Source organism: Zavarzinia sp. CC-PAN008 (genome assembly GCF_051903925.1).
Classification (GTDB): Bacteria; Pseudomonadota; Alphaproteobacteria; order Zavarziniales; family Zavarziniaceae.
Map to the genome: position 1 here is coordinate 2,417,277 of NZ_CP173678.1, position 21,313 is coordinate 2,438,589.

The 21,313-nt window shown below is 69.3% G+C and carries 23 protein-coding genes and 1 tRNA gene; 12 read left to right on the plus strand and 12 right to left on the minus strand.

Features of this window, described 5'->3' with window-relative positions:
• Nucleotides 1-55: 55 nt before the first annotated feature.
• The 3 genes from ACI6GS_RS11385 (at nucleotide 56) to ACI6GS_RS11395 (ending at nucleotide 2,079) form a co-directional block, all read left to right on the plus strand.
• On the plus strand, nucleotides 56-700 hold the full coding sequence (locus ACI6GS_RS11385) for a glutathione S-transferase family protein (RefSeq protein ID WP_439817916.1): 645 nt from the start codon (nucleotides 56-58) through the stop codon (nucleotides 698-700).
• Between the two features lie 97 nt (nucleotides 701-797).
• Nucleotides 798-1,442 carry a glutathione S-transferase family protein gene (locus ACI6GS_RS11390; RefSeq protein WP_439817917.1) on the plus strand — a complete coding sequence of 215 codons (645 nt, stop codon included), beginning with the start codon at nucleotides 798-800 and terminating at the stop codon, nucleotides 1,440-1,442.
• A gap of 7 nt (nucleotides 1,443-1,449) precedes the next feature.
• Nucleotides 1,450-2,079, plus strand: coding sequence for a glutathione S-transferase family protein (locus tag ACI6GS_RS11395; RefSeq protein WP_439817918.1), 630 nt, complete (start codon nucleotides 1,450-1,452; stop codon nucleotides 2,077-2,079).
• Between the two features lie 4 nt (nucleotides 2,080-2,083).
• Here ACI6GS_RS11395 and ACI6GS_RS11400 read toward each other — a convergent pair whose 3' ends face one another.
• The gene (locus ACI6GS_RS11400; protein ID WP_439817919.1) at nucleotides 2,084-2,968 is read right to left on the minus strand and encodes a phytanoyl-CoA dioxygenase family protein; all 885 of its coding nucleotides are present in this window, start codon (nucleotides 2,966-2,968) and stop codon (nucleotides 2,084-2,086) included.
• Nucleotides 2,969-3,087: 119 nt separating this feature from the next.
• On the opposite strand from ACI6GS_RS11400, the gene ACI6GS_RS11405 reads away from it, so the two are divergent.
• The gene (locus ACI6GS_RS11405) at nucleotides 3,088-4,950 is read left to right on the plus strand and encodes a potassium transporter Kup (protein ID WP_439813566.1); all 1,863 of its coding nucleotides are present in this window, start codon (nucleotides 3,088-3,090) and stop codon (nucleotides 4,948-4,950) included.
• 16 nt (nucleotides 4,951-4,966) lie between these two features.
• Here the strand turns inward: ACI6GS_RS11405 and ACI6GS_RS11410 are convergent, their stop codons facing one another.
• Entirely contained in the window at nucleotides 4,967-5,632 is a 666-nt protein-coding gene (locus ACI6GS_RS11410; RefSeq protein ID WP_439813567.1) for a glutathione S-transferase family protein, read from the minus strand.
• Between the two features lie 113 nt (nucleotides 5,633-5,745).
• Here ACI6GS_RS11410 and ACI6GS_RS11415 point away from each other — a divergent pair, with 113 nt between their 5' ends.
• On the plus strand, nucleotides 5,746-6,249 hold the full coding sequence (locus tag ACI6GS_RS11415; protein WP_439813568.1) for a winged helix-turn-helix transcriptional regulator: 504 nt from the start codon (nucleotides 5,746-5,748) through the stop codon (nucleotides 6,247-6,249).
• 6 nt (nucleotides 6,250-6,255) lie between these two features.
• Here ACI6GS_RS11415 and pyk read toward each other — a convergent pair whose 3' ends face one another.
• Nucleotides 6,256-7,671: a pyruvate kinase gene (gene pyk / locus ACI6GS_RS11420; protein WP_439813569.1), complete on the minus strand. Its 1,416-nt coding sequence runs from the start codon at nucleotides 7,669-7,671 to the stop codon at nucleotides 6,256-6,258.
• A 121-nt stretch (nucleotides 7,672-7,792) separates the two neighbouring features.
• Here pyk and ACI6GS_RS11425 point away from each other — a divergent pair, with 121 nt between their 5' ends.
• On the plus strand, nucleotides 7,793-8,095 hold the full coding sequence (locus ACI6GS_RS11425; RefSeq protein ID WP_439813570.1) for a DUF1244 domain-containing protein: 303 nt from the start codon (nucleotides 7,793-7,795) through the stop codon (nucleotides 8,093-8,095).
• 42 nt (nucleotides 8,096-8,137) lie between these two features.
• On the opposite strand, the gene ACI6GS_RS11430 is transcribed toward ACI6GS_RS11425, so the two are convergent.
• Nucleotides 8,138-9,928 (minus strand): ATP-binding protein, encoded by a 1,791-nt coding sequence (locus ACI6GS_RS11430; RefSeq protein ID WP_439813571.1) that lies wholly within the window; start codon nucleotides 9,926-9,928, stop codon nucleotides 8,138-8,140.
• A gap of 97 nt (nucleotides 9,929-10,025) precedes the next feature.
• Between ACI6GS_RS11430 and ACI6GS_RS11435 the strand changes: the two genes are divergently transcribed.
• Nucleotides 10,026-10,286, plus strand: a complete 261-nt coding sequence (locus tag ACI6GS_RS11435) for a DUF2312 domain-containing protein (protein WP_439813572.1) — start codon at nucleotides 10,026-10,028, stop codon at nucleotides 10,284-10,286.
• 35 nt (nucleotides 10,287-10,321) lie between these two features.
• Here the strand turns inward: ACI6GS_RS11435 and ACI6GS_RS11440 are convergent, their stop codons facing one another.
• Nucleotides 10,322-10,663 carry a hypothetical protein gene (locus tag ACI6GS_RS11440; RefSeq protein WP_439813573.1) on the minus strand — a complete coding sequence of 114 codons (342 nt, stop codon included), beginning with the start codon at nucleotides 10,661-10,663 and terminating at the stop codon, nucleotides 10,322-10,324.
• Between the two features lie 205 nt (nucleotides 10,664-10,868).
• Between ACI6GS_RS11440 and ACI6GS_RS11445 the strand changes: the two genes are divergently transcribed.
• Nucleotides 10,869-10,958, plus strand: a tRNA-Ser gene (locus tag ACI6GS_RS11445).
• Nucleotides 10,959-11,007: 49 nt separating this feature from the next.
• Here the strand turns inward: ACI6GS_RS11445 and speD are convergent.
• Genes speD through ACI6GS_RS11480 form a run of 7 tightly spaced genes read right to left on the minus strand, consistent with a single transcriptional unit; the run spans nucleotide 11,008 to nucleotide 16,816 of the window.
• Nucleotides 11,008-11,370 carry an adenosylmethionine decarboxylase gene (speD, locus tag ACI6GS_RS11450; protein WP_439813574.1) on the minus strand — a complete coding sequence of 121 codons (363 nt, stop codon included), beginning with the start codon at nucleotides 11,368-11,370 and terminating at the stop codon, nucleotides 11,008-11,010.
• Entirely contained in the window at nucleotides 11,370-13,001 is a 1,632-nt protein-coding gene (locus ACI6GS_RS11455; protein ID WP_439813575.1) for an FAD-dependent oxidoreductase, read from the minus strand. The genes speD and ACI6GS_RS11455 overlap by 1 nt, the downstream gene beginning before the upstream one ends.
• Nucleotides 12,991-14,535: a polyamine aminopropyltransferase gene (locus ACI6GS_RS11460; RefSeq protein ID WP_439813576.1), complete on the minus strand. Its 1,545-nt coding sequence runs from the start codon at nucleotides 14,533-14,535 to the stop codon at nucleotides 12,991-12,993. The genes ACI6GS_RS11455 and ACI6GS_RS11460 overlap by 11 nt, the downstream gene beginning before the upstream one ends.
• Nucleotides 14,528-14,737: a DUF350 domain-containing protein gene (locus tag ACI6GS_RS11465; RefSeq protein ID WP_439813577.1), complete on the minus strand. Its 210-nt coding sequence runs from the start codon at nucleotides 14,735-14,737 to the stop codon at nucleotides 14,528-14,530. The genes ACI6GS_RS11460 and ACI6GS_RS11465 overlap by 8 nt, the downstream gene beginning before the upstream one ends.
• 23 nt (nucleotides 14,738-14,760) lie before the next feature.
• The gene (locus ACI6GS_RS11470) at nucleotides 14,761-14,907 is read right to left on the minus strand and encodes a hypothetical protein (protein WP_439813578.1); all 147 of its coding nucleotides are present in this window, start codon (nucleotides 14,905-14,907) and stop codon (nucleotides 14,761-14,763) included.
• Nucleotides 14,904-16,151, minus strand: coding sequence for a DUF4178 domain-containing protein (locus ACI6GS_RS11475; protein ID WP_439813579.1), 1,248 nt, complete (start codon nucleotides 16,149-16,151; stop codon nucleotides 14,904-14,906). Before ACI6GS_RS11475 ends, ACI6GS_RS11470 begins: the two co-directional genes overlap by 4 nt.
• Nucleotides 16,148-16,816, minus strand: coding sequence for a DUF4178 domain-containing protein (locus tag ACI6GS_RS11480; protein WP_439813580.1), 669 nt, complete (start codon nucleotides 16,814-16,816; stop codon nucleotides 16,148-16,150). Before ACI6GS_RS11480 ends, ACI6GS_RS11475 begins: the two co-directional genes overlap by 4 nt.
• Nucleotides 16,817-17,044: 228 nt before the next feature.
• Between ACI6GS_RS11480 and ACI6GS_RS11485 the strand changes: the two genes are divergently transcribed.
• The 4 genes from ACI6GS_RS11485 to ACI6GS_RS11500 all read left to right on the plus strand — a co-directional run bounded on the left by ACI6GS_RS11485 (nucleotide 17,045) and on the right by ACI6GS_RS11500 (nucleotide 21,300).
• Nucleotides 17,045-18,328 (plus strand): aspartate aminotransferase family protein, encoded by a 1,284-nt coding sequence (locus ACI6GS_RS11485; RefSeq protein WP_439813581.1) that lies wholly within the window; start codon nucleotides 17,045-17,047, stop codon nucleotides 18,326-18,328.
• Entirely contained in the window at nucleotides 18,325-19,326 is a 1,002-nt protein-coding gene (locus ACI6GS_RS11490; RefSeq protein WP_439813582.1) for a phosphotransferase enzyme family protein, read from the plus strand. Before ACI6GS_RS11485 ends, ACI6GS_RS11490 begins: the two co-directional genes overlap by 4 nt.
• Nucleotides 19,327-19,460: 134 nt before the next feature.
• A complete protein-coding gene (locus ACI6GS_RS11495) occupies nucleotides 19,461-20,453 on the plus strand; it encodes an NAD(P)H-dependent flavin oxidoreductase (RefSeq protein WP_439813583.1) in 993 nt (330 codons plus the stop codon).
• Nucleotides 20,454-20,517: 64 nt separating this feature from the next.
• Nucleotides 20,518-21,300 carry an SDR family NAD(P)-dependent oxidoreductase gene (locus ACI6GS_RS11500; RefSeq protein ID WP_439813584.1) on the plus strand — a complete coding sequence of 261 codons (783 nt, stop codon included), beginning with the start codon at nucleotides 20,518-20,520 and terminating at the stop codon, nucleotides 21,298-21,300.
• The last annotated feature ends 13 nt before the right edge of the window (nucleotides 21,301-21,313 follow it).

The window sequence follows — 21,313 nt, forward strand, 5'->3', positions numbered from 1 at the left end:
AAGAACAGGACGGCCGATCCCAGGATCGGCCGTTCGCATATGGGAGGGGAAATCAATGCCGACGATGTACAATGCCGCCCTGTCGCCGTTTGCCGGCCGGGTCCGGATCGCACAGCGCGCGACGGGCTTCGCGCTGGAGCTGGCCGATCCGCCGGGCGGCCTGCATTCCGACACCTACAAGGCGATCACGCCGATCGACAAGCTGCCGGTCATGGTCGATGGCGGCCTGACCCTGCCCGAATCGCAGGTCATCCTGGAGTACCTGGACGAGAAGTACGCCGGCGGGCGCCTGTCCGGCAGCACGCCAGAGGATCGCGCCCAGGCCCGGCTGCTCTGCCGCCTGGCCGACCTCTACATCTTTCCGCCGCTTTCGGTGCTGTTCGGCCAGCTCAGCCCCAAGACGCGTGATGCAGCCGTCGTCACGGCCCGCGTGGCGGAACTGGAAAAGGGTCTGAAGATCCTGGACCATTATGTGTCCGGAACCGACACGGCGACGGGCAAGGCGTTCTCCATCGCCGACTGCACCCTGCCCACGGTCCTGTTCTTCGTCAGTGCGCTGGGCCCGGCCTTCGGTCTGGCGCAGCCCTATGCGGCGACGCCGAAGCTGGGCGCCTATCTGGCTGCGGTGAACACGAACAAGGATGTCGCCCCCGTGATCGCGGAAATGGCGGCCGCGCTGAAGAAGCTGCAGGGCGGCTGATGACCCGCAAGGTAATTTCGTAAGGGCAGGGGCGCCCTGAAGATCGAACGGCCGGTTCACATCTCGCGGGACCGGCCGTTCGCTTCAGGAGGTCGCCATGCCCACCCTCTATTCTCTCGACGTCTCGCCCTATGCCGCGCGTGTCCGGATCGCCGCGCGCTACAAGGGCATCGCCCTGGACCTGGCGCCGCCGCCCGAAGGCGGCATGAAGTCCGACCTCTATCGCGCGATTAATCCGATCCAGCGCTTGCCGACCCTGGTCGACGGCACGCTCAAGCTGCCCGAGTCCCAGGTGATCGTGGAATATCTGGAGGAGACCCAGGGCGGCCCGTCGCTGCTGCCCGGCTCCCCCGCAGATCGCGCCCGTGCGCGCCTGCTGTCGCGCATGGTCGACCTCTACATCTTCGTGCCGCTGACGGTGCTGTTCGGGCAACTGGACCCGAGCACGCGGAACGAGGCCGTGCTGAAGGAGAAGGTGGGCGAACTGGGTGCCGCCCTGCAGCAGGTGGAACACTATCTGGTCGGCCCCCATGCCGTGGGCGAGGCGTTCAGCCAGGCCGACTGCGCCCTGCCGACCGCGCTGTTCTTCATCACGACGCTGGGACCAATGCTGGGTGTGACGGAGCCCCTTGCCCATACCCCCAGGCTTGCGCGCTACTGGTCGACGATCGGCCAGCATCCGGCGGTGGCACCCGTCATGGCCGAGATGCAGCAGGGGCTGCGGCAGTTGATGGGGGGCTGAGGCACCAATGGCGGACTACCGGCTTCACTGCTTCGCTGAATCGGGCAACAGCTACAAGCCGGCCTTGATGCTGGCGCTGGCGGGCTGTGCGTGGGAGCCGGTTGTCGTCGACTATTTCGGCGGCCAGACACGGGATCCGGCCTTTCGCGGTCAGGTCAACGCGCAAGGGGAGGCCCCGGTGCTGGAGCATCGGGGCCGAACCTTGAGCCAAAGCGGCGTCATCCTGACCTATCTGGCGGAGCAGACGGGGCTCTATGGCCCCCGGACCGAGGACGAGCGCCTGGAGATCCTGCGCTGGATCCTGTTCGACAACCACAAGTTCACCAGCTATTTCGCAACCCTGCGCTTCATGGTCGGCATCCAGAAGACGGGGGAGACGCCGGTGACCGAGTTCCTGCGCGCCCGCGCGCTGGGTGCCTGGGGCATTGTCGAGGCGCATCTGGCCGGGCGGCCGTTCCTGCTGGGCGCGCGCCCGACCATCGCCGACCTCAGCCTGGCGGGCTATGTCTATTTCCGCGAGGAGACGGGCATCGACCGCGCGGCCTTCCCGGCGATCAACGCCTGGGCGGAGCGGATCGCGGGACTTCCCGGCTGGCGCGCGCCCTGGGACCTGCTGCCCCCCAGCACACGGGGGTGACGGCTCATGCCGCCTGGGCGATGAAGCTGTCCAGCCAGGGGGTGCGATAGCCGTCCTGGCGCCACAGGATGGGAAAGAAGCTTTCGTCCATCGTCGTGTCGGCCACCCGGCGATAGCGGCTGTAGACCGGGGAGACGTTGGTCGGGTGGAAGCGGGCCTCGGACGAGATGCAGTGCGCGACGACTGATCGGCGCGGACTGGAGCCGCGATTGACGCCGGAGCCGTGCCAGGTCGCGCCATGATGCAGGGCGCAGCCGCCGGCCGGCACCTCGACATGGACGATCTCGGGCACCTGGCCGACCTGGGCCGCTGCCTCGGCCAGTTCCTTGCGATAGTCGTCGGGCGCGTGGAACTGGGCGATGGGCGGGAACAGGCCCCAGCGGTGCGATCCGCGGACATATTCGATCGTGCCGCCCGCGGCGCTGGTGTCGTCCAGCGCCATCCAGCAGGTGACGTAGGCCGCCGGCTGGACCCAGTCGATATAGCTGTCGTCCTGGTGGAAGCCCAACGGCTTGGCCCCCGGGGGCTTCCACAGGACGTTGTCCTGGGCGATCCGGGCGCCCGGCCAGCGGCCGAGCTGGGCGCTGGCTTGGCCCACGGCCGGGCTGAGCACTGCAGCCGCGACGGCGGGATCCGACTTCCAGCCGTTGCAGATCTGCCGCGTGCGGTCGGGTGGATCGCGAGTCGCGCGCCAATTCCACTCGTCCGGGTGCAGGCCGGTCGGGAAGTGGCCGGCGAACAGTCCTTCAAAGCGGGCCGCCAGCCGGGCCGCCTGCGCGCGGTCCAGGAAGTTGCGAAGGATCAGGAAACCGTCGCGATCAAACCGGGCAACCTCGTCAGAGGACAGCATGGCGACGCCCCGTGCACCGGAAATGGATCCTCCGATCATGACCGTTTGCGGCGCAACATGCACGCTCCCGCAGTTTGATGGCGTCGCGCGGGAGCCGTGGCCCCGCCGGGCGCTTTAGGCTAGCGTGCGGCGAGCACGGGCCAGGCGGGCGGGAGTTGATGCAGTCACACGGGTCGACCAGGGCGCTGTTCATCGGGGCCGTCGGCATTGTCTTCGGCGATATCGGGACCAGTCCGCTCTACGCGATCAAGGAGTGCTTCGTGGGTCCCCACCCGCTGGCGGTCGATCGCGAGCACGTGTTCGGGGTCCTGTCCCTGATCTTCTGGTCGGTCACGCTGGTCGTGTCGCTGAAATACGTGTCGATCATCATGCGCGCCGACAACAAGGGCGAGGGCGGCAGCCTGGCCCTGCTGGCGCGCGTGTCGCACCTGACGCACGGCACCCGCCTGACCCACTGGGTCGGCATCCTGGGCATCTTTGCCGCGGCCCTGTTCTTTGGCGACAGCATCATCACGCCGGCGATTTCGGTGCTCAGCGCGGTCGAGGGCCTGAGCGTCGTGTCGCCCGTGCTGGAGCCGTTCGTGGTGCCGCTGACCCTGGCGATCCTGGTCGTCATGTTCGCGATCCAGCACCGCGGCACGCATTCGGTGGGTGCCCTGTTCGGCCCGGTGATGCTGACCTGGTTCGCCGTCCTGGGGACGCTGGGCGTCATCCAGATCGTGCAGAATCCGTGGGTCCTGCTGGCGCTCAACCCCTATCACGCCATCTACTTCTTTGCGCTGGACGGCTGGATCGCCTTCCTGACGCTGGGCTCGGTCGTCCTGGTGGTGACGGGGTGCGAGGCGCTCTACACCGACATGGGTCATTTCGGCCGGCGGCCGATCCGGTTGGCCTGGTTCTATTTTGTCGGCCCCTGCCTGCTCCTCAACTATTTCGGCCAGGGCGCCTTGCTGCTCGCCGACCCTGAGGCCGCCTCGGCACCCTTCTTCAACCTGGCACCCGACTGGGCGCGCCTGCCGCTGGTGGGCCTGGCGACGATGGCGGCGGTGATCGCCAGCCAGGCGGTGATCTCTGGCGCGTTCTCGCTGACGCGGCAGGCGATCCAGCTGGGCTACCTGCCGCGCATGCGGATCGTCCACACCTCGGCCCAGTCGATCGGCCAGGTCTACCTGCCGGGCCTGAACTGGACGCTGGCAATCTGCGTGTTCCTGCTCGTCCTGGGGTTCCAGTCGTCCAGCCACCTGGCCGCCGCCTATGGCATCGCGGTGACGGGGACGATGATGATCGACCTGGCCCTGGTGACGATCGTGATCGTGATCGGCTGGCGGTGGAATCGCTGGCTGGTGGGCGCGCTGGTCGGCCTGTTCGCAATCATCGACCTGGCCTATTTCGGCGCCAACATGACCAAGGTCCTGCATGGTGGCTGGTTTCCGCTGGTCGTGGCGACCATCGCCTTTGTCCTGCTGACGACTTGGAAGCGGGGACGCGCGATCCTGTTCGAGCGGGTCAACGCCCATAACCTGGACCTGGACACGTTCCTGGCCTCGATCTCGGACCGGGCGCCGCGCGTGGCGGGCACCGCCGTCTTCATGACCGCCAACTCGCAAGGGGTACCCGGCGCCCTGCTGCACAACCTGAAGCACAACCGCGTGATGCACGAGCGCGTCATCATCCTGTGCGTGCGGACGGAAGAGACGCCCTATGTCTTCGTCGACCGGCGGATCGAGTTGTCGGCGCACAGCAACAACGTCCACCGCATGATGCTGCGCTATGGCTTCATGGAGGATCCCAACGTGCCCGACGCCCTGACGCGGCTGAAGGAGCACGGGCTGGAGATCGATCCCATGCAGTGCTCCTTCTTCCTCAGCCGCGAGGTCGTCGTCCCCAGCGAGAACCCGGGCATGGCGCTGTGGCGCGAGCGGCTGTTTGCCCTGATGTCGCGCAGCGCCACCAGTGCCATGAGCTTCTTCCGCCTGCCGCCCGACCGCGTCGTGGAACTGGGCACCCAGGTCGAGATCTGAGCGTCAGGGCGGGCCGTCAATCCTCGGCAGGCACGCCCAGCGGGAAGAACTGGCGATAGGGCCGCGCCTCGTCGATGGCGCGGGCGAAGGAGGGGCGGTCCATCAGGCGCCGGCGATAGGCCAGCAGCCTGCCGAAGCGGGGCGCGATCGGCACCGTCCAGTGCGCGTAGAACAACGCCGGGGCCGCCGCGCAGTCGGCAAGGCTGAAGTCGCCGGCCAGCCAGCCGTCGCAGCCCTCTAACCTGTTCTCCAGCCAGGCATAGGCCTGTTCCAGCTGGGCGCGCGCCTCGGCGACGCCGCGCGCGTCGCGCTCCCCCTCAGGGCGCAGCACGTCGAAGACGCAGCGCTGCTGCGGCGTCTGGATGTAGTTGTCGAAGAAGCGATCAAGGAAGCGAACTTCCAGCGCAGCCCTGGGATCGGTGGGCAACAGGCGAACCGGCCCCGGATGATGCAGGTCCAGGTATTCCAGGATGATCGTCGCCTCGACCACGGTGCGCGCGCCGTCGACCAGCACAGGCATGCGCTTCATCGGCCAGCGCGCCGCCCATTCGGCCTCCGTCGCAGCGGCGTCGTCCCCGGCGCCCAGTTGCCGCCATGCGAAGGGGATCGCGTTCTCGTACAGGCCGATCGTCACCTTCTGGCAGTAGGACGACAGGGGATGGGCAAACAGGCTGAGGCTCATGGAGGGCCGCACTTCCAGTTGTCGATTGCAACTGGTTGAAGGCTAGGACGACCGATCCTAGATTGCAATCGGTCTGGCCCACCTTACGGCCGGGCAACGCCAAAGGTTCATGCATGGATGCCGGTCACCGCTCGGGCTGCCCCATCAACCTGACGCTGGAACTGATGGGCGATCGCTGGAGCCTGCTGGTGATCCGCGACGTGATGTTCGGCAACCGGCGCCACTTCCGCACTCTGCTGACCCAGTCGGAGGAGGCAATCGCCTCCAACATCCTGGCCGACCGGCTGAAGCGCCTTGTGGCGGCGGGGCTGCTGTCCCGGGTCGACGACCCCAGCCACCGGCAGAAGGCGATCTACAGCCTGACAGAGCCGGCGATCCAGCTGGTGCCGCTGCTGGCGCAGATGGCGGCCTGGGGCCGGCGCCACACGCAGGCCTCGCCGTTGCTGTCGCTGCGGGCCCGGATGCTGGAGGATGGGGGCCCGCCGCTCTGGGCCGACTTCATGGCGGAGCTGCGCCATGTCCACCTGGGCGCGCCGCCACCCACCCGCTCGGTGATGGCGGAATTCGCCGTGGGCCTGGCCGCGCACCAGGCGGGAAGCGGCGCGTCGCGGGCGTGAGCCGGCTCAGGTGACCCAGGCGACGTGAAGCACGTTGGTGGTGCCTGGCGTCCCGAAGGGGACGCCTGCCGTGATGACGATCCGCTGCCCGGGTTCGGCGAAGCCGTCGGCCTTGGCCGTCGCGCGGGCCTTGTCGACCATCTCGTCGAAATTGTGGGCGTCCTCGGTCACGACCGAATGCGCGCCCCAGCACAGCGCCAGGCGACGCGCCGTGGCAATGGACGGCGTCAGGGTCAGCATCGGCACGCGCGGCCGCTCGCGCGCTGCCCGCAATGCGGTCGAGCCTGAGGTCGTATAGGTGACGATGGCGGCGGAGCGCAGCGTTTCCGCCACCTGCCGCGCGGCCGCACTCAGCGCGTCGGCGGCGGTCGCCTCCGGCTCCAGCCGCTGCGCCTGCGTGATCGAGGGATAGTAGGCGTCGCCTTCGACCTGCAGCGCGATCGAGTCCATCATCGAGACGGCCTCTACCGGATGGGCGCCCGACGCCGATTCGGCGGACAGCATGATCGCGTCCGCCCCCTCGTAGACGGCGGTGGCGACGTCCGTCACCTCGGCGCGGGTGGGGACGGGCTGGACCACCATCGATTCCAGCATCTGGGTTGCCACGATCACCGGCTTGCCCGCGCGCCGGCAGGCCCGCGTGATCCGCTTCTGCGACGTCGGCACCTCCTGGATCGGCAGTTCGACCCCCAGGTCGCCGCGCGCCACCATCAGTCCGTCGGACAGCTCGATGATCTCGTCCAGGCGCTCCAGGGCCGCCGGCTTCTCGATCTTGGACATCACGGCCGCGCGGCCGCGCAGGTGCTTGCGCAGTTCGGCCACATCCTCCGGCCGCTGGACGAAGGACAGCGCAACCCAGTCCACGCCCAGGTTCGCGACGAAGTCGAGGTCGGACAGGTCCTTGGGCGTCAGCGCCGCGATCGGCAGGACCGCGTTGGGCACGTTGACCCCCTTGCGGTTCGACAGCGGCCCGCCTTCGACGACGCGGGTCATGGCGAAGTCGGACCCGGCCTCGGTCACCTCCAGCGCCACCTTGCCGTCGTCCAGCAGCAGGCGCGTGCCGGTCGACAGTGCCTGGAATACCTCCGGATGGGGCAGGACGGCGCGGGTCTCGTCGCCATCCTCGCCGCTCAGCTCCAGGCGGAAGGTGGCGCCTTCGCGCAACTGCACGGCGCCATCGCGGAAGCGGCCGACGCGCAGCTTCGGCCCCTGGAGATCGGCCAGGATGCCGATGGGGCGGCCGACCTCCGCCTCCAGCGCGCGGATCGCGGCATGGCGGGCGCGGACGTCGTCCTGCGAGCCGTGGCTCATGTTCAGGCGAAAGACATCGGCCCCCGCCTCGAACAGGGCGCGGATCATCTCGGGTGTGCTGGACGCGGGGCCCAGCGTGGCAACGATCTTGGTATTGCGGCGGCGACGCATGGTGCGAGCCTAGCCAAGCCGGCGCCCGCTTGCCACCCCGCGCCATGGGCGGGATTGCGTCTGCACGCGAAAGGCGCCACATGGCAGGCACGGCGCTGGCCGGCAAGACAGGAGGCATGGCATGGCCAAGACACTGGACCAGGCAACGCAGACCGAGCTGGAAGCCGCGGCGTTCCGCAGGCTGGTCCGGCACTTCCAGGAGCATCCGGAGGTGCAGAACATCGATGTGATGAACCTGGCCGGCTTCTGCCGCAACTGCCTGTCCAACTGGCTGAAGGAGGCGGCGGACGAGCGCGGCGTCGCCCTGACCAAGGACGAATCGCGCGAGCAGGTCTATGGCATGCCCTATGAGGAGTGGAAGCAGCAGCACCAGACGCCCGCCCCGGCCGAGGCCCTGGCCAAGCTGACGCCCCACAACCACTGACACCCCACAAGTCCTGGCGCCGGCGGCGGGATTGCGCTGGCGTCAGGCGGCCTTGTCGGGTTGCGAGCGCCAGGCGGGGAAGTTCAGGGTGACGCACGTCCCCCGGTCCTTGACGCTCTCGATCTCCAGCGTGCCGCCGTGCCGCTCGACCAGGATCTTGACCAGCGGCAGGCCCAGGCCGGTGCCCTCGTGCCGACGGGACAGCGCTGCATCCACCTGGCGGAAGGGGATCAGGGCGACCTCGACCTCCTCCGCGCTCATGCCCTGGCCGGTATCGCTCACCGCCAGGCTCAGGCCGCCATCGCCCCGCCGGTGCCAGCCTAGCGTCACCCGGCCGCCCGGGTCGGTGAACTTGATTGCGTTCGACAGCAGGTTCAGAAGCATCTGGCGCAGCCGGTGCTGGTCGGCCAGCAGGCTGGGCCCGGCCTGGGTCGGGTCGCCCTGGTGCGGCGTCACCACGGCGATGCCCTTGCGCGCGGCAAGCGGCTGCAGCATGGCCGTGCAGTCCTCCAGCAGTTCCTCCAGGTCCAGATGCTGCTCGGCCAGGTCCAGGTGGCCGGCCTCGATCTTGGACAGGTCCAGGATGTCGTTGATGACCTCGAGCAGATGGCGGCCCGAGGTGAGGACGTCGCCGACATATTCCGCCTGGCGCGGCGTCAGCGGCCCGGCAATGCCCGCCTCCAGCACTTCCGAGAAGCCGATGATCGCGTTGAGCGGGGTACGCAGCTCATGGCTCATGTTGGCCAGGAAGCTGGACTTGGTGCGGCTCGACTGCTCGGCATCGGCCTGGGCCCGGCGCAGGTTCGTCTCGACCGTGCGCCGCTCGGTCACGTCCTGGACCGTGCCCTCGAAGAAGGTGGGGTTGCCCTCCGCGTCGCGCACCAGCCAGGCATTCTCCATCGCCCAGAAGCGCTCGCCCGTGTGGCGGCGGCAGACCTCGGACTCGAAGCCGCGCACGACGCCGTCGCGCAGCAGCGTCTCGAAGAAGACACGCGCTCGCTCCGGGTCGATGAACCATGGCCGGCGGTCGGTGTCGCGCAGCGCCATCATGTGGGATTCGTCGTCATAGCCGTGCATGCGCGCCATGGCCGGACTGGCGCGCAGGATCCGGCCGTTCAGGGCGCTGCGATAGATGCCCTCCGTCGCATGGTCGAACAGCTGGCGCAGCTCGACCTCGCGCCGGCCCAGCTGCTCCGCCGCCTCCTGCGCGGCGCGCGCCTTGCGGGCCAGCAGGCCGCCCAGGATGCCGATGATGACGGCAAGGGCGACGGCAGCGGCGATCACGATCAGCTGGTCGCGGCGCGTGGCGCCCGACACCTCGATCTCCGGCACGGCGACCACGGCCATCCCCGGTGGACCGCTGGCCGCCATCGCACCCGCCGTTACCGGCATGTAGGCATGGGCAGCCAGCCGCTCCACCTCATCGCCCAGGTGGCCGGGGTCGACACGCGTCGTCCCGGCATGGTCGCGGTCGGCCAGGGCCGCGGCCAGCCCCTGGAGCGGTGGACGATCGGGGTACTGCGCGATCACATGGCCCTGGCCGTCCAGCAGGCCCAGGACCGTGTCCGCGTGTTCGCCCAGCGCACCATGGAAGCGGCGCAGGGCTGCGGGTCGCTCCTCCGCAGGCACGTCGCGGACATAAAGCGCCAGCAAGGTCGCCTGCATGGCCAGGTCGGCGTGATGGTGGCTGAGCGCCTGCTCGCGGATCGAACTGGTGAACAGCACCGCCAGACCGGACAGGACCAGGGCGACACAGCCGCTGGCCAGCGCAACCGCAACCGGGCGTCGCAGCCAATGCGACGCACGCAAGAACGGTGCTGTTCCAAGGCTCATGCCGCGTGCTCATGATGCGGGCGCATCCCGCGTCCGCACAGCGTTGCAGCCTTGGGCGCTGGCGTCTATGGTCCGCGCCGCCAGAGCGAGGGGTGACATGGCCGAGTTTGAAGCGATCGCAGCGGACCAGCTCAAGTCCATCGTCGAGCGGATCGAGCGCCTGGAAGAGGAAAAGGCGGGTCTCGCCGCCGATATCCGCGAAATCTATGCCGAGGCTAAGGGCAATGGCTTCGATACCAAGGTGCTGCGCCAGGTGATCAAGCTGCGCAAGCTGGACCGCGAGGAGCGGCAGGAGCAGGACACCCTGCTGGACCTCTATCTTGAGGCGCTGGGCGAGTTCGTCACCGTCAAGCCCTGAGCCGGGCTCGGCCGGGCGGGGCAGGGCCCGCCCGCTCAGGCGCGCCCCTCGTCCGGCGGGGCGGGCGCGAAGATCCGCCGGCGCCGGCGGCGGCGCAGGCGCGCCAGGGCCAGCAAGAGCAGCGCCGGCACGCCCAGGACCACGGAGCAAGGCTGCCGCAGTATCGCCACGGCCCCAGGGTCCCACAAAGCCGGCGACAGGTGTGTGGCAATCGCCACCCGCACCTGGTCAAGGGACGCGCCATCGACCGCGTACCAGACCTCGCCCAGCGCCGGCCAGGCCCAGCTTTGCTTCTCAAGGGCCAGGAACGCCTCGGCCCCCAGCGCCATGAGCGCCAGCGCCAGGAAAAGCAGGCCAAGGACGCGCAGCAGGACCATGGCCCCTTCCTGGCATGGGCGGCGGCGCCGCGCAATCCACTGTCCGTACACCCCGCCCGCCGGGCAGGAAGCCGCGCCGGGCGCTGCGACCCGGCTGCGACATCGCCGGGGCCGCCCCCGTCGGTGCGGGGTTGCGCCGGGGGGGCGCCCTCACTACAGTGCCGCGCCTCACGGGCCGGCAGCCTAGCGCGCCGGCCCGTCGTGCGGAGGGGTGGCCGAGTGGTTTAAGGCGCACGCCTGGAAAGCGTGTGCACCCGAAAGGGTGTCGTGGGTTCGAATCCCATCCCCTCCGCCACCCATGGATTGCAATCAGCCGAACGTCAGGCGACGGGGGCGTTGGACCTTCACGGCCGACCCAGCCGTGGCACTTCCAGGCGGCGCAGGATCGTGGCGTCCAGGTGGGCGCGGATGACCTCCAGTGCCGCCTGCGGGTCGGCATGGGCACCGCAGACGAAGATGTCGACCGCGGCCAGGGCCCGTTCGGGCCAGCTGTGGACCGAGATGTGGGATTCGGCCAGCAGGGCCACTCCGGTGACGCCCTGGCCGTCCCCGAAATGGTGCAGGCGAACCTCCAGCAGGCGCACACGGGCGGCCGCTGCCGCCTCGACCAGCATCGTCTCGATCCTGGCGGGATCGTCCAGCGGACCCTGGGCCGCCAGGTCGGCGATCAGGTGGATGCCCAGGATTTCGTCCGCCGCCGGCGCCATCAGATCAGGCTTTCGCTTGCATGGCCCAGCATGGCCAGGGCGGCCTCGGCCGCGGCGACGCCACGATAATGCGCCTCCTCGAACAGCGACAGGCCGCTGAGGTCGGCATGGGCCTGGAATACCGGCCCGTCCAGGCGCTGCGCCTGGAGCCGTGCGGGATCGCTGAGGAAGCCCGGCACCGGTCGCGCCATAGCATGGCCCCAGCGCCAGATGTCGATCCCCGTGATCGCGCCAGCCAGGTCGGGGTTCATGGTCAGCAGGTCGTCGCGCACCAGTGCCTGCCACGCCGCAAGGGGCCGCTCCTGCAACAGGCGCCGCGCCTCGGCCGGGGCCAGGGTGGACAGCGGCATGTACCAGGTCAGCACGGTCGGGCCGCTGGCGGCGCTGGCGTCCTGGTGCGTCGCGACGACGTAGCCAAGCGATTCGCTGCCGGCCGAGACGTTGTCCCAGGCCAGGGGCGTGCCGGGGCCGCGCGGCGGACGCGAGACGCTGACATTGGCGACGACCCAGGGCGCGTAGCTGAAGCCGTCGGCGGGCGGCAGGCCAGGGGCGACGCGGGCCGCGATGAAGTGCGGCATGGCCAGGATGACCCCCTGCGCGCGGTAGCGCGTCGTCGCGTCCCCGACCACGTCGAACGAATCGAGCAGCACGGCGTCGTCCTGCCGGGCGACCCGGTGGACGACCTGACCGGTGCGGATGTGCCGCGCCTGGGCAGCGGCCATCAGGCTCACCAGGCGGCCATTGCCCTCTGGCCAAGTCAGCTCGCGCGCGCCCGCGCCGTCTGCCGCCCAGCCGCGGCGGCCGGCGAAATAGTGCAGCCCCGCCCAGGCGGAAAGGTCTTCCGGCTCTGTCCCGTAATCGTCGCGGCAGCCATAGCGCAGGTGCGCGCGCAGCACGGGGGAGGTATAGCCCTGGCGGTCAAGCCAGGCGGCGAAGCTTTCGCCGTCCAGGTCGGTGAAGGCGGGATCGCGGCTGGAACAGGCCATGGGAATGGCGAAGGCCGGGCGCCCGTCCATGCCCGATGCCTGGGACAGGTACGCCACATGGGCCAGGAAGCGGTCGCGCTGCGCGATGTCCGCTGGCGTCAGGGAAGAGGTCGGATACAGGCCCTCCTGCCACTGGCCGCGCCAGAACAGCCGCGATTCGAGGTCGGCGCACAGCTGGTAGGGGTCGTAGACCGGCCCGTCATCGGTATGTCCCGTGATGATGCCGAAACGCTCGAGCATGATGCGCAGGGCGCGCGCCTCGCGATTGGGCACGGGCAGGTAATGGGCGCCCAGCGGAAAGGCGCTGATGGCATTGCGGCCGGCGCGGGCATTGCCGCCGACCTGATCCTCCAGCTCCAGCAGCACGAAGTCCTGGAATCCGGCTTCCGCCAAGCGCCAAGCCGCGGCCAGTCCTGCGACGCCGCCGCCGGCAATGACCAGGGGCACTTCGGCGAGGGCGCGTTGCGGCGCGGGGAAGTCGCCGCCGCGCAGGCGGTGGCCGCGGGCCTGGTCGGCGCCGCCCAGCGATCCGGCAAAGAGCGGGCGGCCGTCGTCGCAGGCGGCCAGCGGTCCGGACGCCGCCACGATGCCGGCCAGGCCCAGGCCGCCGGCCAGGACCTGGCGGCGGCTGGCCTCAGCCCTCATGCCCATCCCATTCCTCGGCAAAGCTGCGCACCAGGGCCTGGTTGTCCAGGCGGTTCACCGGTGTCGGCCGGCGCGCCATGTCGGGCGGGAAGGCGAACAGGGTCGGCTCGCTGTCGGCCGTGACGAAGCGCAGGCCAGGCGGCAGATGGCTGGCCTCGCCCGGGGGCTGGTGCGCGGCCAGGGTAAAGCCCCAGTCGCCGAAGCTGGGCACATAGGCATGGTAGCCGCGCGTCGCCAGGCCAGCCGCCTCCAGCGTCGTCGCGACCGTCCAGTAGGATCGCGGCGCCACCAGGGGGGAGGTCGACTGCACGGCCATCACCCCGCCCGGCGCCAGCAGCCGCGCCAGTTCGCGGTAGAAGCTCTCGCTATAGAGCTTGCCCAGCGAGAACTCGGTGGGGTCGGGGAAGTCGACGATGATCGCGTCGAACGGACCGCTCACCGTGCGCACCCATCGGAAGGCGTCGTCGTTGACGACGTAGACGCGGGGCGAGGCCAGCGCACCCTGGTTCAGGGCGGCCAGCATCGGCGTGTCGCGGAACAGCTGCGTCATCGCAGGGTCGAGGTCGACCAGCGTCACCTGCTCCACGCGCGGGTCGCGCAGGATTTCCCGCGCGGCCAGACCATCGCCGCCACCCAGCACCAGGACTGCGCGCGGCCGTTCCACCCTGGCCAGGGCGGGCCAGACCAGTGCCTCGTGATAGCGATACTCGTCGCCGGAGGAGAACTGGAGGTTGCCGTTCAGGTACAGGCGCAGGTCGCGGCCATGGCGCGTCAGGACGATCCGCTGGAAGCGGGAGGAGCTGGCATGGATCACGCTCTCGCCATAGAACGCGACCTCGGACCAGCGTTGCAGGTCCTCTGCCCGGGCCAGGCCGAACAGCAGGCTGCCGCCAACCAGGAGCGCCGCGACAAGGTCGCCCGCCACCCGCATCTGGTCCCGCACCACCAGCAGCAGCGCGATGGCGACCGAGATGTTGAGCAGCCCGAAGACGAAGCCCGTCCGGATCAGGCCAAGCTGCGGCACCAGGACCAGGGGGAACAGCAGCGAGGCGAACAGCGCGCCGACATAATCATAGGTCAGCACGTTCGAGATCAGTTCGCGGAAGGCGAAGCGATGCCGCAGGATCCGGATCAGCAGCGGGATCTCAAGCCCCACCAACGTGCCGATCAGCAGGACCAGGGAATAGAGGACCAGCCGGAAGTCGCTGACCAGGGGATAGAGCAGGAACAGGCCCGCCGCCGACCAGCCGCCAAGGGCCGCGATCAGCACCTCCACCCGGACGAAGACCGCCATCTCGTCCCGCCGGACATAGCGGGAGATCCAGCTGCCCACGCCCATCGCGAAGAGGTAGGTGCCGATGACGGTGGAGAACTGGGTGACGCTGTCGCCCAAGAGGTAGCTGGCCAGCGTGCCGGCCAGGAGTTCATAGATCAGGCCACAGGTGGCGATGACCAGGACGGAGAGCAGCAGGACGACGGCCAGCGTTCGCGGACCGCGTGCCGGGCCCGCCGGCCCGGCGAGTGCCTCAGCCATGCACGGCGGCGGCGATGATCGTGCAGATGCCGATGGCGCCGGCGCCGGCCAGGATGGCGACGGCCGTGTTTTGCCGCTCGATGATCTCCTTCCACAGTTCGCCCGGGGTCAGCCGGTCGACCAGGATGAAGGTCACGATGAAGATCAGGATCCCGACGACCGCATAGAGCAGGGTCGCCAGGAAGGTATCGAGCGTCAGCATCGCGTTGCACCCATCCGTCGTCGCTACTTGTGTGTGGGGCCGCCGAAGCCGGCGGCCACGGTGCGCGGGCCGTCGTCGCCGAAGGGCGACCAGCCGAAATAGGCGGCGGTCGAATGGCCCGCGACCACCAGGCCGCACCAAGCGGCAAAGATCAGGATCGCGCGGCTCATCGCCGTGCCCCCTTGCGCTGGCCATAGAGCGCGAGGGCGGGCCAGGCAAAGATCAGGAGCATGGCGACCAGGTCGTTCTCCCAGAACCAGGCGTCGCGCTCGACCTCGAAGCGGACATCCATGACATTGGGTCCGCTCAGGCGGGGGTCGGTGAACTGCCCGGAATAGCTGCCTTCGGCCCAGCTGTGGGCGCTGGCATCGACCAGGACCTCATAGGTGCCGCGCGGCACCGCAGACAGGCGGGCGGTGCTGCTGCGGCTTCCTTCGGACCAGTCGCGGCCGACATAGTATTCGAGCACGTCATAGCCGGTGATCGCCTGCTCCGTCGCCTCGTTCACCAGCCGGTAGTCGAGGTCCACCCACTTGTTGGCGAAATCGGGGGAGCTGGCGGTGATCGCGACGGCGGCGCTGGATCGTTCCACCGTGATCCGGCCAATGCTGAGCTCAACCCCAGGCCTGTCGATCGGGACATAGGTCCGGTTCGTCACCGCCGGGCTGAAATCGTGCAGGGCAGAGCCCAGGATGAACACCAGCCCCGCCGCCATGGCGCCGGTCACGAAATAGCCGACGATGTTCCCGCTCGCCAGGGCGCCCGCTCCCGCTCCGCCATCGCCCTGGAACGCGGCACCGCGCCCCGCGTCGAACCCCGGAAAGGCCGCAGCGATCGCGCGCTCGGGTATGGGAGAGAAGACCGACCAGTTGACCTCGTCCTGCGAAACCTCGCGGGAGAGCACCTGATCGCCGTGGCTGTAGGTGCAGGCCATGACCGCGTCGCCGGCCTGGACCCGCCAGTAGAATTCCCCCACCACCCGGCGGGTTTCCGTCCGCGCCGGGTCATAGTCCTGCTCATAGTGCCGACCGCGCCACGTGGCGCGGTCGCGGCCCGTCTCCGGCACCTCGACCAGGGCCTCGCCGAACTGCCAGTCGCCATCGGCCAGGATCAGCCAGCGATAGCCGGCATAGGGATTGAACAGCAGGAACTCCAGCCAGGTGACGTCCCCGTCCGTGCGTTCCAGCGCGCCGACCACTTCCCACTCGACGCCGGACAGTTCGCCCCGGCTGCCCAGGACCAGCGGCAGGTCCATGACGGCCAGGTGGTATTCCCGGATCAGGCGGACATCGGGATCGGCGACATCCAGGATCGAGCCGCAATACTGGCAGGCAACAGTGATCGAGTAGCCCGCTGCCTTGATCGCGATGGCGCCGCCGCAGGACGGGCAGGATACTTCCCGCGCCGCGGTCATCGCAGCGCCGCCGGCATGCGCCAGCCATCGAGCTGCCGCAGGTTGGCGGGCCTGAGCTCAGCCAGGGTGCAATAATGGCCGAACCAGGCGCGGGCGCCGTCCTGGTCACGCTGCAGACTGAGCAGGCCGCCCACGGCGTCGCGGAAGTCGATGCTGGTCATCGCCCGCCCACGTGGGCTGGGAAAGCCAAGCTGCCCCTCGCTGCCCAGGCACTGCGCCTCCTTCAGGTCGCTGGCGACGAAGCTGCGGCCGTCGATGGTGACCACGGCATCGCGGATGAGGCCGCCGCCATGGCGGAAGGTGGCGAGCAGGGGCAGGTCGAGCAGCTCCGGCCGCTCGGCCGTCACCATGAACAGGCCCATGGCCTCGCCCAGCCAGCGGCTGGAGCCGTCCGCCATCTCAAGCAGCCATTCGTTCCACGAGCCGTCGCGCCAGCCCCAACGGACGCGCCCCACCACGGTGAAGGCCAGGCCGTCGGCATGGCCCGTCGTCGTCAGCTGGATGGGGGAGACGTCGGCCGGCAGGATCGCCGTCCTGCCCACTTCCCGCAGGCCTTCGTCCTGGCGCACCAGGACCGCCTGGCAATAGGCACAGGTCGCATAGGGCAGGGCGGCGCTGCGCAGGGGCACCTCGGCGCCGCAGGACGGACAACTGGGGTTCGCCATTCCTGTCTGTCGCTCGCCTCGTTCCCTGGCCTGGCGCCGGCATGGTCCTCTCCAGATGCCTCAAGCACGGCGCTTCCGCCACAACAATCCGGCGCGGCCGGTCGGGCCTGAGAGGGCGTGGAGGCGCGCTTCACCGGCGCGCCGCTGGGGACGCAACGCCGCGTCGGCGGTTCCTGGCGCGCTGTCGCGCCGCAGCATAGGATGCGAGGCCGCATCCCCGGGGGGACCATGACCGACGCCGCGACCCTGCTCGAACGCCGCAATCGCGCCCTGGGCGCCGGCGCTCCGCTGTTCTACGAGCACCCCCTGCACATCGTCCGGGGGGAGGGGGCCTGGCTCTATGACGCCGAGGGCCGGCGCTATGTCGACATGTACAACAACGTGCCCTGTGTCGGGCACGGCAACCCCCGCGTGGCCGAGGCGATGGCCAGGCAGCAGGCGACGCTGAACGTCCACAGCCGCTACCTGCACGAAGGGGTCGTCACCTTCTGCGAGCGGCTGGCAGCTCTGCACGGGGACCAGATCGAGAGCGTCATCATCAGCTGCAGCGGGACCGAGGCGAATGAGGTGGCCCTGCGCATGGCCCGCTTTGCCACCGGCCAGGCGGGCATCGTCTGCACCAACGCGACCTATCACGGGAACAGCGAACTGGTCGGTTCGATGAACCGGTTGGGGCAGAACCCGTCGCAGAACCCCCATGCCCGGGCCATTCCGTTTCCCGAGACGTTCCGCCCGCTGATCCCCGGGGCCTCGCGCGCTGAACTGTGCGAAGCGTATCTGAAGGCCCTGAGCGATGCGATTGCCGACCTGAAGGCCAGCGGGGCGGGCCTGGCCGCCTTCATCGTCTGCTCGATCTTTGCGAACGAGGGCCTGCCAGACGTGCCGGACGGGTTCATGGCGCGGGCGACCGAGATGGTCCATGCCGCCGGCGGCCTGGTGATCGCGGACGAGGTCCAGGCCGGCTATGGTCGCACGGGGCACTGGTGGGGCTATGAGGTGATGGGCTTCACCCCCGACATCGTCGTGACAGGCAAGCCGATGGGCAACGGCCTGCCGCTGGCGGCGACCGCCGCAAGCCGCGCCCTGGTCGAGACGTTCCGCGCCCAGACCCGCTACTTCAACACCTTTGCCTCGTCCCCGCTGCAGGCGGCCGTGGGCATGGCGGTGCTGGACGAGATCGAGGGCCGCGACCTGCGCGCCAATGTGGCCAGCGTCGGCACCGCGCTGAAGACAGCACTCGCCCAGCGCAAGGGGGCAAGTGCTGCAATCGGCGACGTGCGCGGCCATGGCCTGTTCATCGGCGTGGAAATGGTCGACCCCGCCGACAAGGCGCCGGATCTGGAGCTGGCAAAGCGCATCATCAATCGGTTGAAGGACAAGGGCTTCCTGACCAGCAATGCCGGGGCCTACAACAATGTGGTGAAGATCCGGCCGCCGCTGGTCTTTTCCCACGACGATGCCGCGGCCTTCCTGGTCGCCTGGGACGAGACGATCGCCGAACTGGCGGCATGAGTGCGGAGAGCGAGGCGGCCGTCCGCTACCGGCCCGCAGCGCTGGCGGCGTTGGCGGGGTTCGGGGTGACGCCCGCCGCACTCGACTTCGTGAACCTGAGCGAGAACATCACCTTCCGCGCGGTCGACGCAGCCGACGGACGGCCGCTGACCCTGCGCCTGCACCGGCCCGGCTATCACGAGATCGCCTCGCTCCGGTCGGAGCACCTGTGGACCAGGGCGCTGGCGCAGGCGGGCATCCCGGCGCCGGAGCCGCTGCTCACACCCGCGGGCGACAGCTTCGTGGAGGTGGAGACCGGGTTCGGCGAACGGCGCTGGGCCGGCCTGGCGCGCTGGGTCGAGGGCGAACTGCTGGCCGATGTCGTCGCGCGGGAGGGGGCGGTCGCCGTCAATGCCGCCCATTTCGCGCGCATGGGCGCGCTGATGGCCGCGATGCACAACCAGTCGGCCGGCTGGGTTCCGCCGCCCGGCTTCGTCCGTCATGCGTTGGATGCCGATGGCCTGATGGGGCGCGCGCCCTTCTGGGGCCCGTTCTGGGACAATCGCAGCTTCAGCGCAGTCGAGCGCGCCATGGCCGTCCGCCTGCGCGACCACCTGCATGGCGTGCTGACGGCGCTGGGCAAGCCGGCCGATCGCTACAGCCTGATCCATGCCGACCTGCACCCGCGCAACGTGCTGGTCGACGGCACCCGCGCCGCCGTCATCGACTTCGACGATTGCGCCTTTGGCTGGCACCTCTATGACCTGGCGGTGTCACTGGCGTCCTACCAGGACCATGCGGATTTCCCGACCCTGCGCGATGCCTGCGTCGCGGGCTACCGCGCGGTGCGCGCCCTGTCGGCGCAGGACCTGGCTTTGCTGCCGCTGTTCCTGCTGGTGCGGGAGTTGGCGCTGATGGGCTGGCACCACGGCCGGCCAGAGGTCGGGCACAGCGCGGCGCAGGTGCGCACGCGCGAGCGCATCCTGGAGAAGGTCGCGGCGCTGGACTGGCCTGGCTGAGCCGTCGCGTTGAAACGCTGTTGCAGCGATCCCCTGGTCAGACGGGGGCGCATGCTTCATACAGGCTGCCGAACGCGCCGGCGGGCCGTGGCGCCCGCGGCCGCTGGACCCAAGAACGACGGGAAGAGGAAACGATGATCAAGACCCGCCTTACGGAGATGTTCGGCATCGAGACCCCGCTGGTCATGGGCGGCATGACGGGCGTCGGCTATGCCGAGCTGGTCGCGGCCGTTGCCAATGCCGGCGCACTGGGCTTCATCACGGCGCATCATTCGCAGTCGGCCGAGGAGCTGCACGCCGAGATCAAGAAGTGCCGCGACCTGACGGACAAGCCGTTCGGCGTGAACTTGACCCTGATGCCGTCGTTGAACCCGATCCCCTATGACGAGTATCGCCGGGCGATCATCGAAAGCGGCGTCAAGATCGTGGAGACCGCGGGCCGCGCGCCCGTCGACCACCTGCCCGACTTCAAGGCCAATGGCGTCAAGGTCATCCACAAGTGCACGTCCGTCCGGCATTCGGTGTCGGCCGTGAAGCATGGCTGCGACGTGATCTCGATCGACGGGTTCGAGTGCGCCGGCCATCCGGGCGAGGATGACATCGGCCTGGTCGTGCTGCTGCCGGCGACGGCGGACGCGGTCAACGTGCCCATCATCGCCTCGGGCGGCATGGCCGACGGGCGCAGCCTGGCGGCGGCCCTGGCGCTGGGCGCGGAGGGCGTGAACATGGGCACGCGCTTCATGGCGACCAAGGAGTGCAAGATCCACGAGAACGTGAAGAAGAAGATCGTGGAGAGCACCGAGCGCGACACCGTCCTGACCAACCGCAGCCTGCGCAATACCAGCCGCGTGGCCCGCAACGCGATCTCGGAAGAGGTCTTCAAGATCCAGCAGGATCCGACCAAGACGATCGAGGACGTGCGCCATCTGGTCAGCGGCCAGCGCGGCCGCGTCAACGTCCTGGCCGAGGGCGACCTGGACGGCGGCATCTGGACCGTGGGGCAGAGCCAGGGCCTGATCCACGACATCCCGACCTGTGCCGAGCTGGTGCGCAACATCATGCGCCAGGCCGAAGAAGTGCTGCAGCGCGACGCCCGTCGCATCGCCGCCCTGGCCGCGGCCGAGTAAGGCACCAAAGACGATCCCCCGCCCGCATGCCGGGTGGGGGATGACGACCACCTTCGGAGTTTCCATGCAACTGAACAGCTCGATTTCCGCCGTCATCACCGGTGGCGCCTCTGGCCTGGGCGCGGCGACCGCGCGCCGCCTGGCCAGCCACGGCGTCAAGGTCGCGATCTTCGACCTGAACCCTGAAACGGGCGAGGCGCTGGCGCGCGAACTGGGCGGCGTGTTCTGCCAGGTCAACGTCACCTCTAGCGAGGGAGTCGACGCCGCCTTTGCCAAGGCGCGTGCGGCGATCGGGCAGGAGCGCATCCTGGTCAACTGCGCCGGTGTCGGCGGCGGGGCCAAGACCGTCTCGCGCGACAAGCAGACGGGCGCGGTCAAGGAATACCCGCTCGACAATTTCGAGCGCATCATCCAGGTCAACCTGATCGGGACGTTCCGCTGCATCACCAAGAGTGCGGCGGGCATGCTGTCCCTGCCGATCCTGGAGGATGGCGACCGCGGCGCCATCGTGAACACGGCATCGGTCGCGGCCGAGGAAGGGCAGATCGGCCAGGTCGCCTATACGGCGTCGAAGGCCGGCATCGTCGGCATGACCCTGACCATCGCGCGCGACCTGTCGTCGGAGGCGATCCGCGTCAACACGATCCTGCCCGGCATCTTCGACACGCCGCTGCTGGGCCGCGCGCCGGAGCATGTGAAGGCGGGCCTGGCGGCCTCCGTCACCTTCCCCAAGCGCCTGGGCCAGCCCGAGGAATATGCCCAGCTGGCCGAGACGATGATCGTCAACGGCTACTTCAATGGCGAGGACGTCCGCCTGGACGGCGCCATCCGCATGACCCCGCGCTGAGCCGGGGCCCTGC

Bases quoted from the DNA above. Each gene is read 5' to 3' on its own strand.
- ACI6GS_RS11385 (WP_439817916.1), top strand. From the start codon at position 56: ATGCCGACGATGTACAATGCCGCCCTGTCGCCGTTTGCCGGCCGGGTC.
- ACI6GS_RS11390 (WP_439817917.1), top strand. From the start codon at position 798: ATGCCCACCCTCTATTCTCTCGACGTCTCGCCCTATGCCGCGCGTGTC.
- ACI6GS_RS11395 (WP_439817918.1), top strand. From the start codon at position 1,450: ATGGCGGACTACCGGCTTCACTGCTTCGCTGAATCGGGCAACAGCTAC.
- ACI6GS_RS11400 (WP_439817919.1), bottom strand. From the start codon at position 2,968: ATGATCGGAGGATCCATTTCCGGTGCACGGGGCGTCGCCATGCTGTCC.
- ACI6GS_RS11405 (WP_439813566.1), top strand. From the start codon at position 3,088: ATGCAGTCACACGGGTCGACCAGGGCGCTGTTCATCGGGGCCGTCGGC.
- ACI6GS_RS11410 (WP_439813567.1), bottom strand. From the start codon at position 5,632: ATGAGCCTCAGCCTGTTTGCCCATCCCCTGTCGTCCTACTGCCAGAAG.
- ACI6GS_RS11415 (WP_439813568.1), top strand. From the start codon at position 5,746: ATGGATGCCGGTCACCGCTCGGGCTGCCCCATCAACCTGACGCTGGAA.
- pyk (WP_439813569.1), bottom strand. From the start codon at position 7,671: ATGCGTCGCCGCCGCAATACCAAGATCGTTGCCACGCTGGGCCCCGCG.
- ACI6GS_RS11425 (WP_439813570.1), top strand. From the start codon at position 7,793: ATGGCCAAGACACTGGACCAGGCAACGCAGACCGAGCTGGAAGCCGCG.
- ACI6GS_RS11430 (WP_439813571.1), bottom strand. From the start codon at position 9,928: ATGAGCCTTGGAACAGCACCGTTCTTGCGTGCGTCGCATTGGCTGCGA.
- ACI6GS_RS11435 (WP_439813572.1), top strand. From the start codon at position 10,026: ATGGCCGAGTTTGAAGCGATCGCAGCGGACCAGCTCAAGTCCATCGTC.
- ACI6GS_RS11440 (WP_439813573.1), bottom strand. From the start codon at position 10,663: ATGGTCCTGCTGCGCGTCCTTGGCCTGCTTTTCCTGGCGCTGGCGCTC.
- speD (WP_439813574.1), bottom strand. From the start codon at position 11,370: ATGGCGCCGGCGGCGGACGAAATCCTGGGCATCCACCTGATCGCCGAC.
- ACI6GS_RS11455 (WP_439813575.1), bottom strand. From the start codon at position 13,001: ATGAGGGCTGAGGCCAGCCGCCGCCAGGTCCTGGCCGGCGGCCTGGGC.
- ACI6GS_RS11460 (WP_439813576.1), bottom strand. From the start codon at position 14,535: ATGGCTGAGGCACTCGCCGGGCCGGCGGGCCCGGCACGCGGTCCGCGA.
- ACI6GS_RS11465 (WP_439813577.1), bottom strand. From the start codon at position 14,737: ATGCTGACGCTCGATACCTTCCTGGCGACCCTGCTCTATGCGGTCGTC.
- ACI6GS_RS11470 (WP_439813578.1), bottom strand. From the start codon at position 14,907: ATGAGCCGCGCGATCCTGATCTTTGCCGCTTGGTGCGGCCTGGTGGTC.
- ACI6GS_RS11475 (WP_439813579.1), bottom strand. From the start codon at position 16,151: ATGACCGCGGCGCGGGAAGTATCCTGCCCGTCCTGCGGCGGCGCCATC.
- ACI6GS_RS11480 (WP_439813580.1), bottom strand. From the start codon at position 16,816: ATGGCGAACCCCAGTTGTCCGTCCTGCGGCGCCGAGGTGCCCCTGCGC.
- ACI6GS_RS11485 (WP_439813581.1), top strand. From the start codon at position 17,045: ATGACCGACGCCGCGACCCTGCTCGAACGCCGCAATCGCGCCCTGGGC.
- ACI6GS_RS11490 (WP_439813582.1), top strand. From the start codon at position 18,325: ATGAGTGCGGAGAGCGAGGCGGCCGTCCGCTACCGGCCCGCAGCGCTG.
- ACI6GS_RS11495 (WP_439813583.1), top strand. From the start codon at position 19,461: ATGATCAAGACCCGCCTTACGGAGATGTTCGGCATCGAGACCCCGCTG.
- ACI6GS_RS11500 (WP_439813584.1), top strand. From the start codon at position 20,518: ATGCAACTGAACAGCTCGATTTCCGCCGTCATCACCGGTGGCGCCTCT.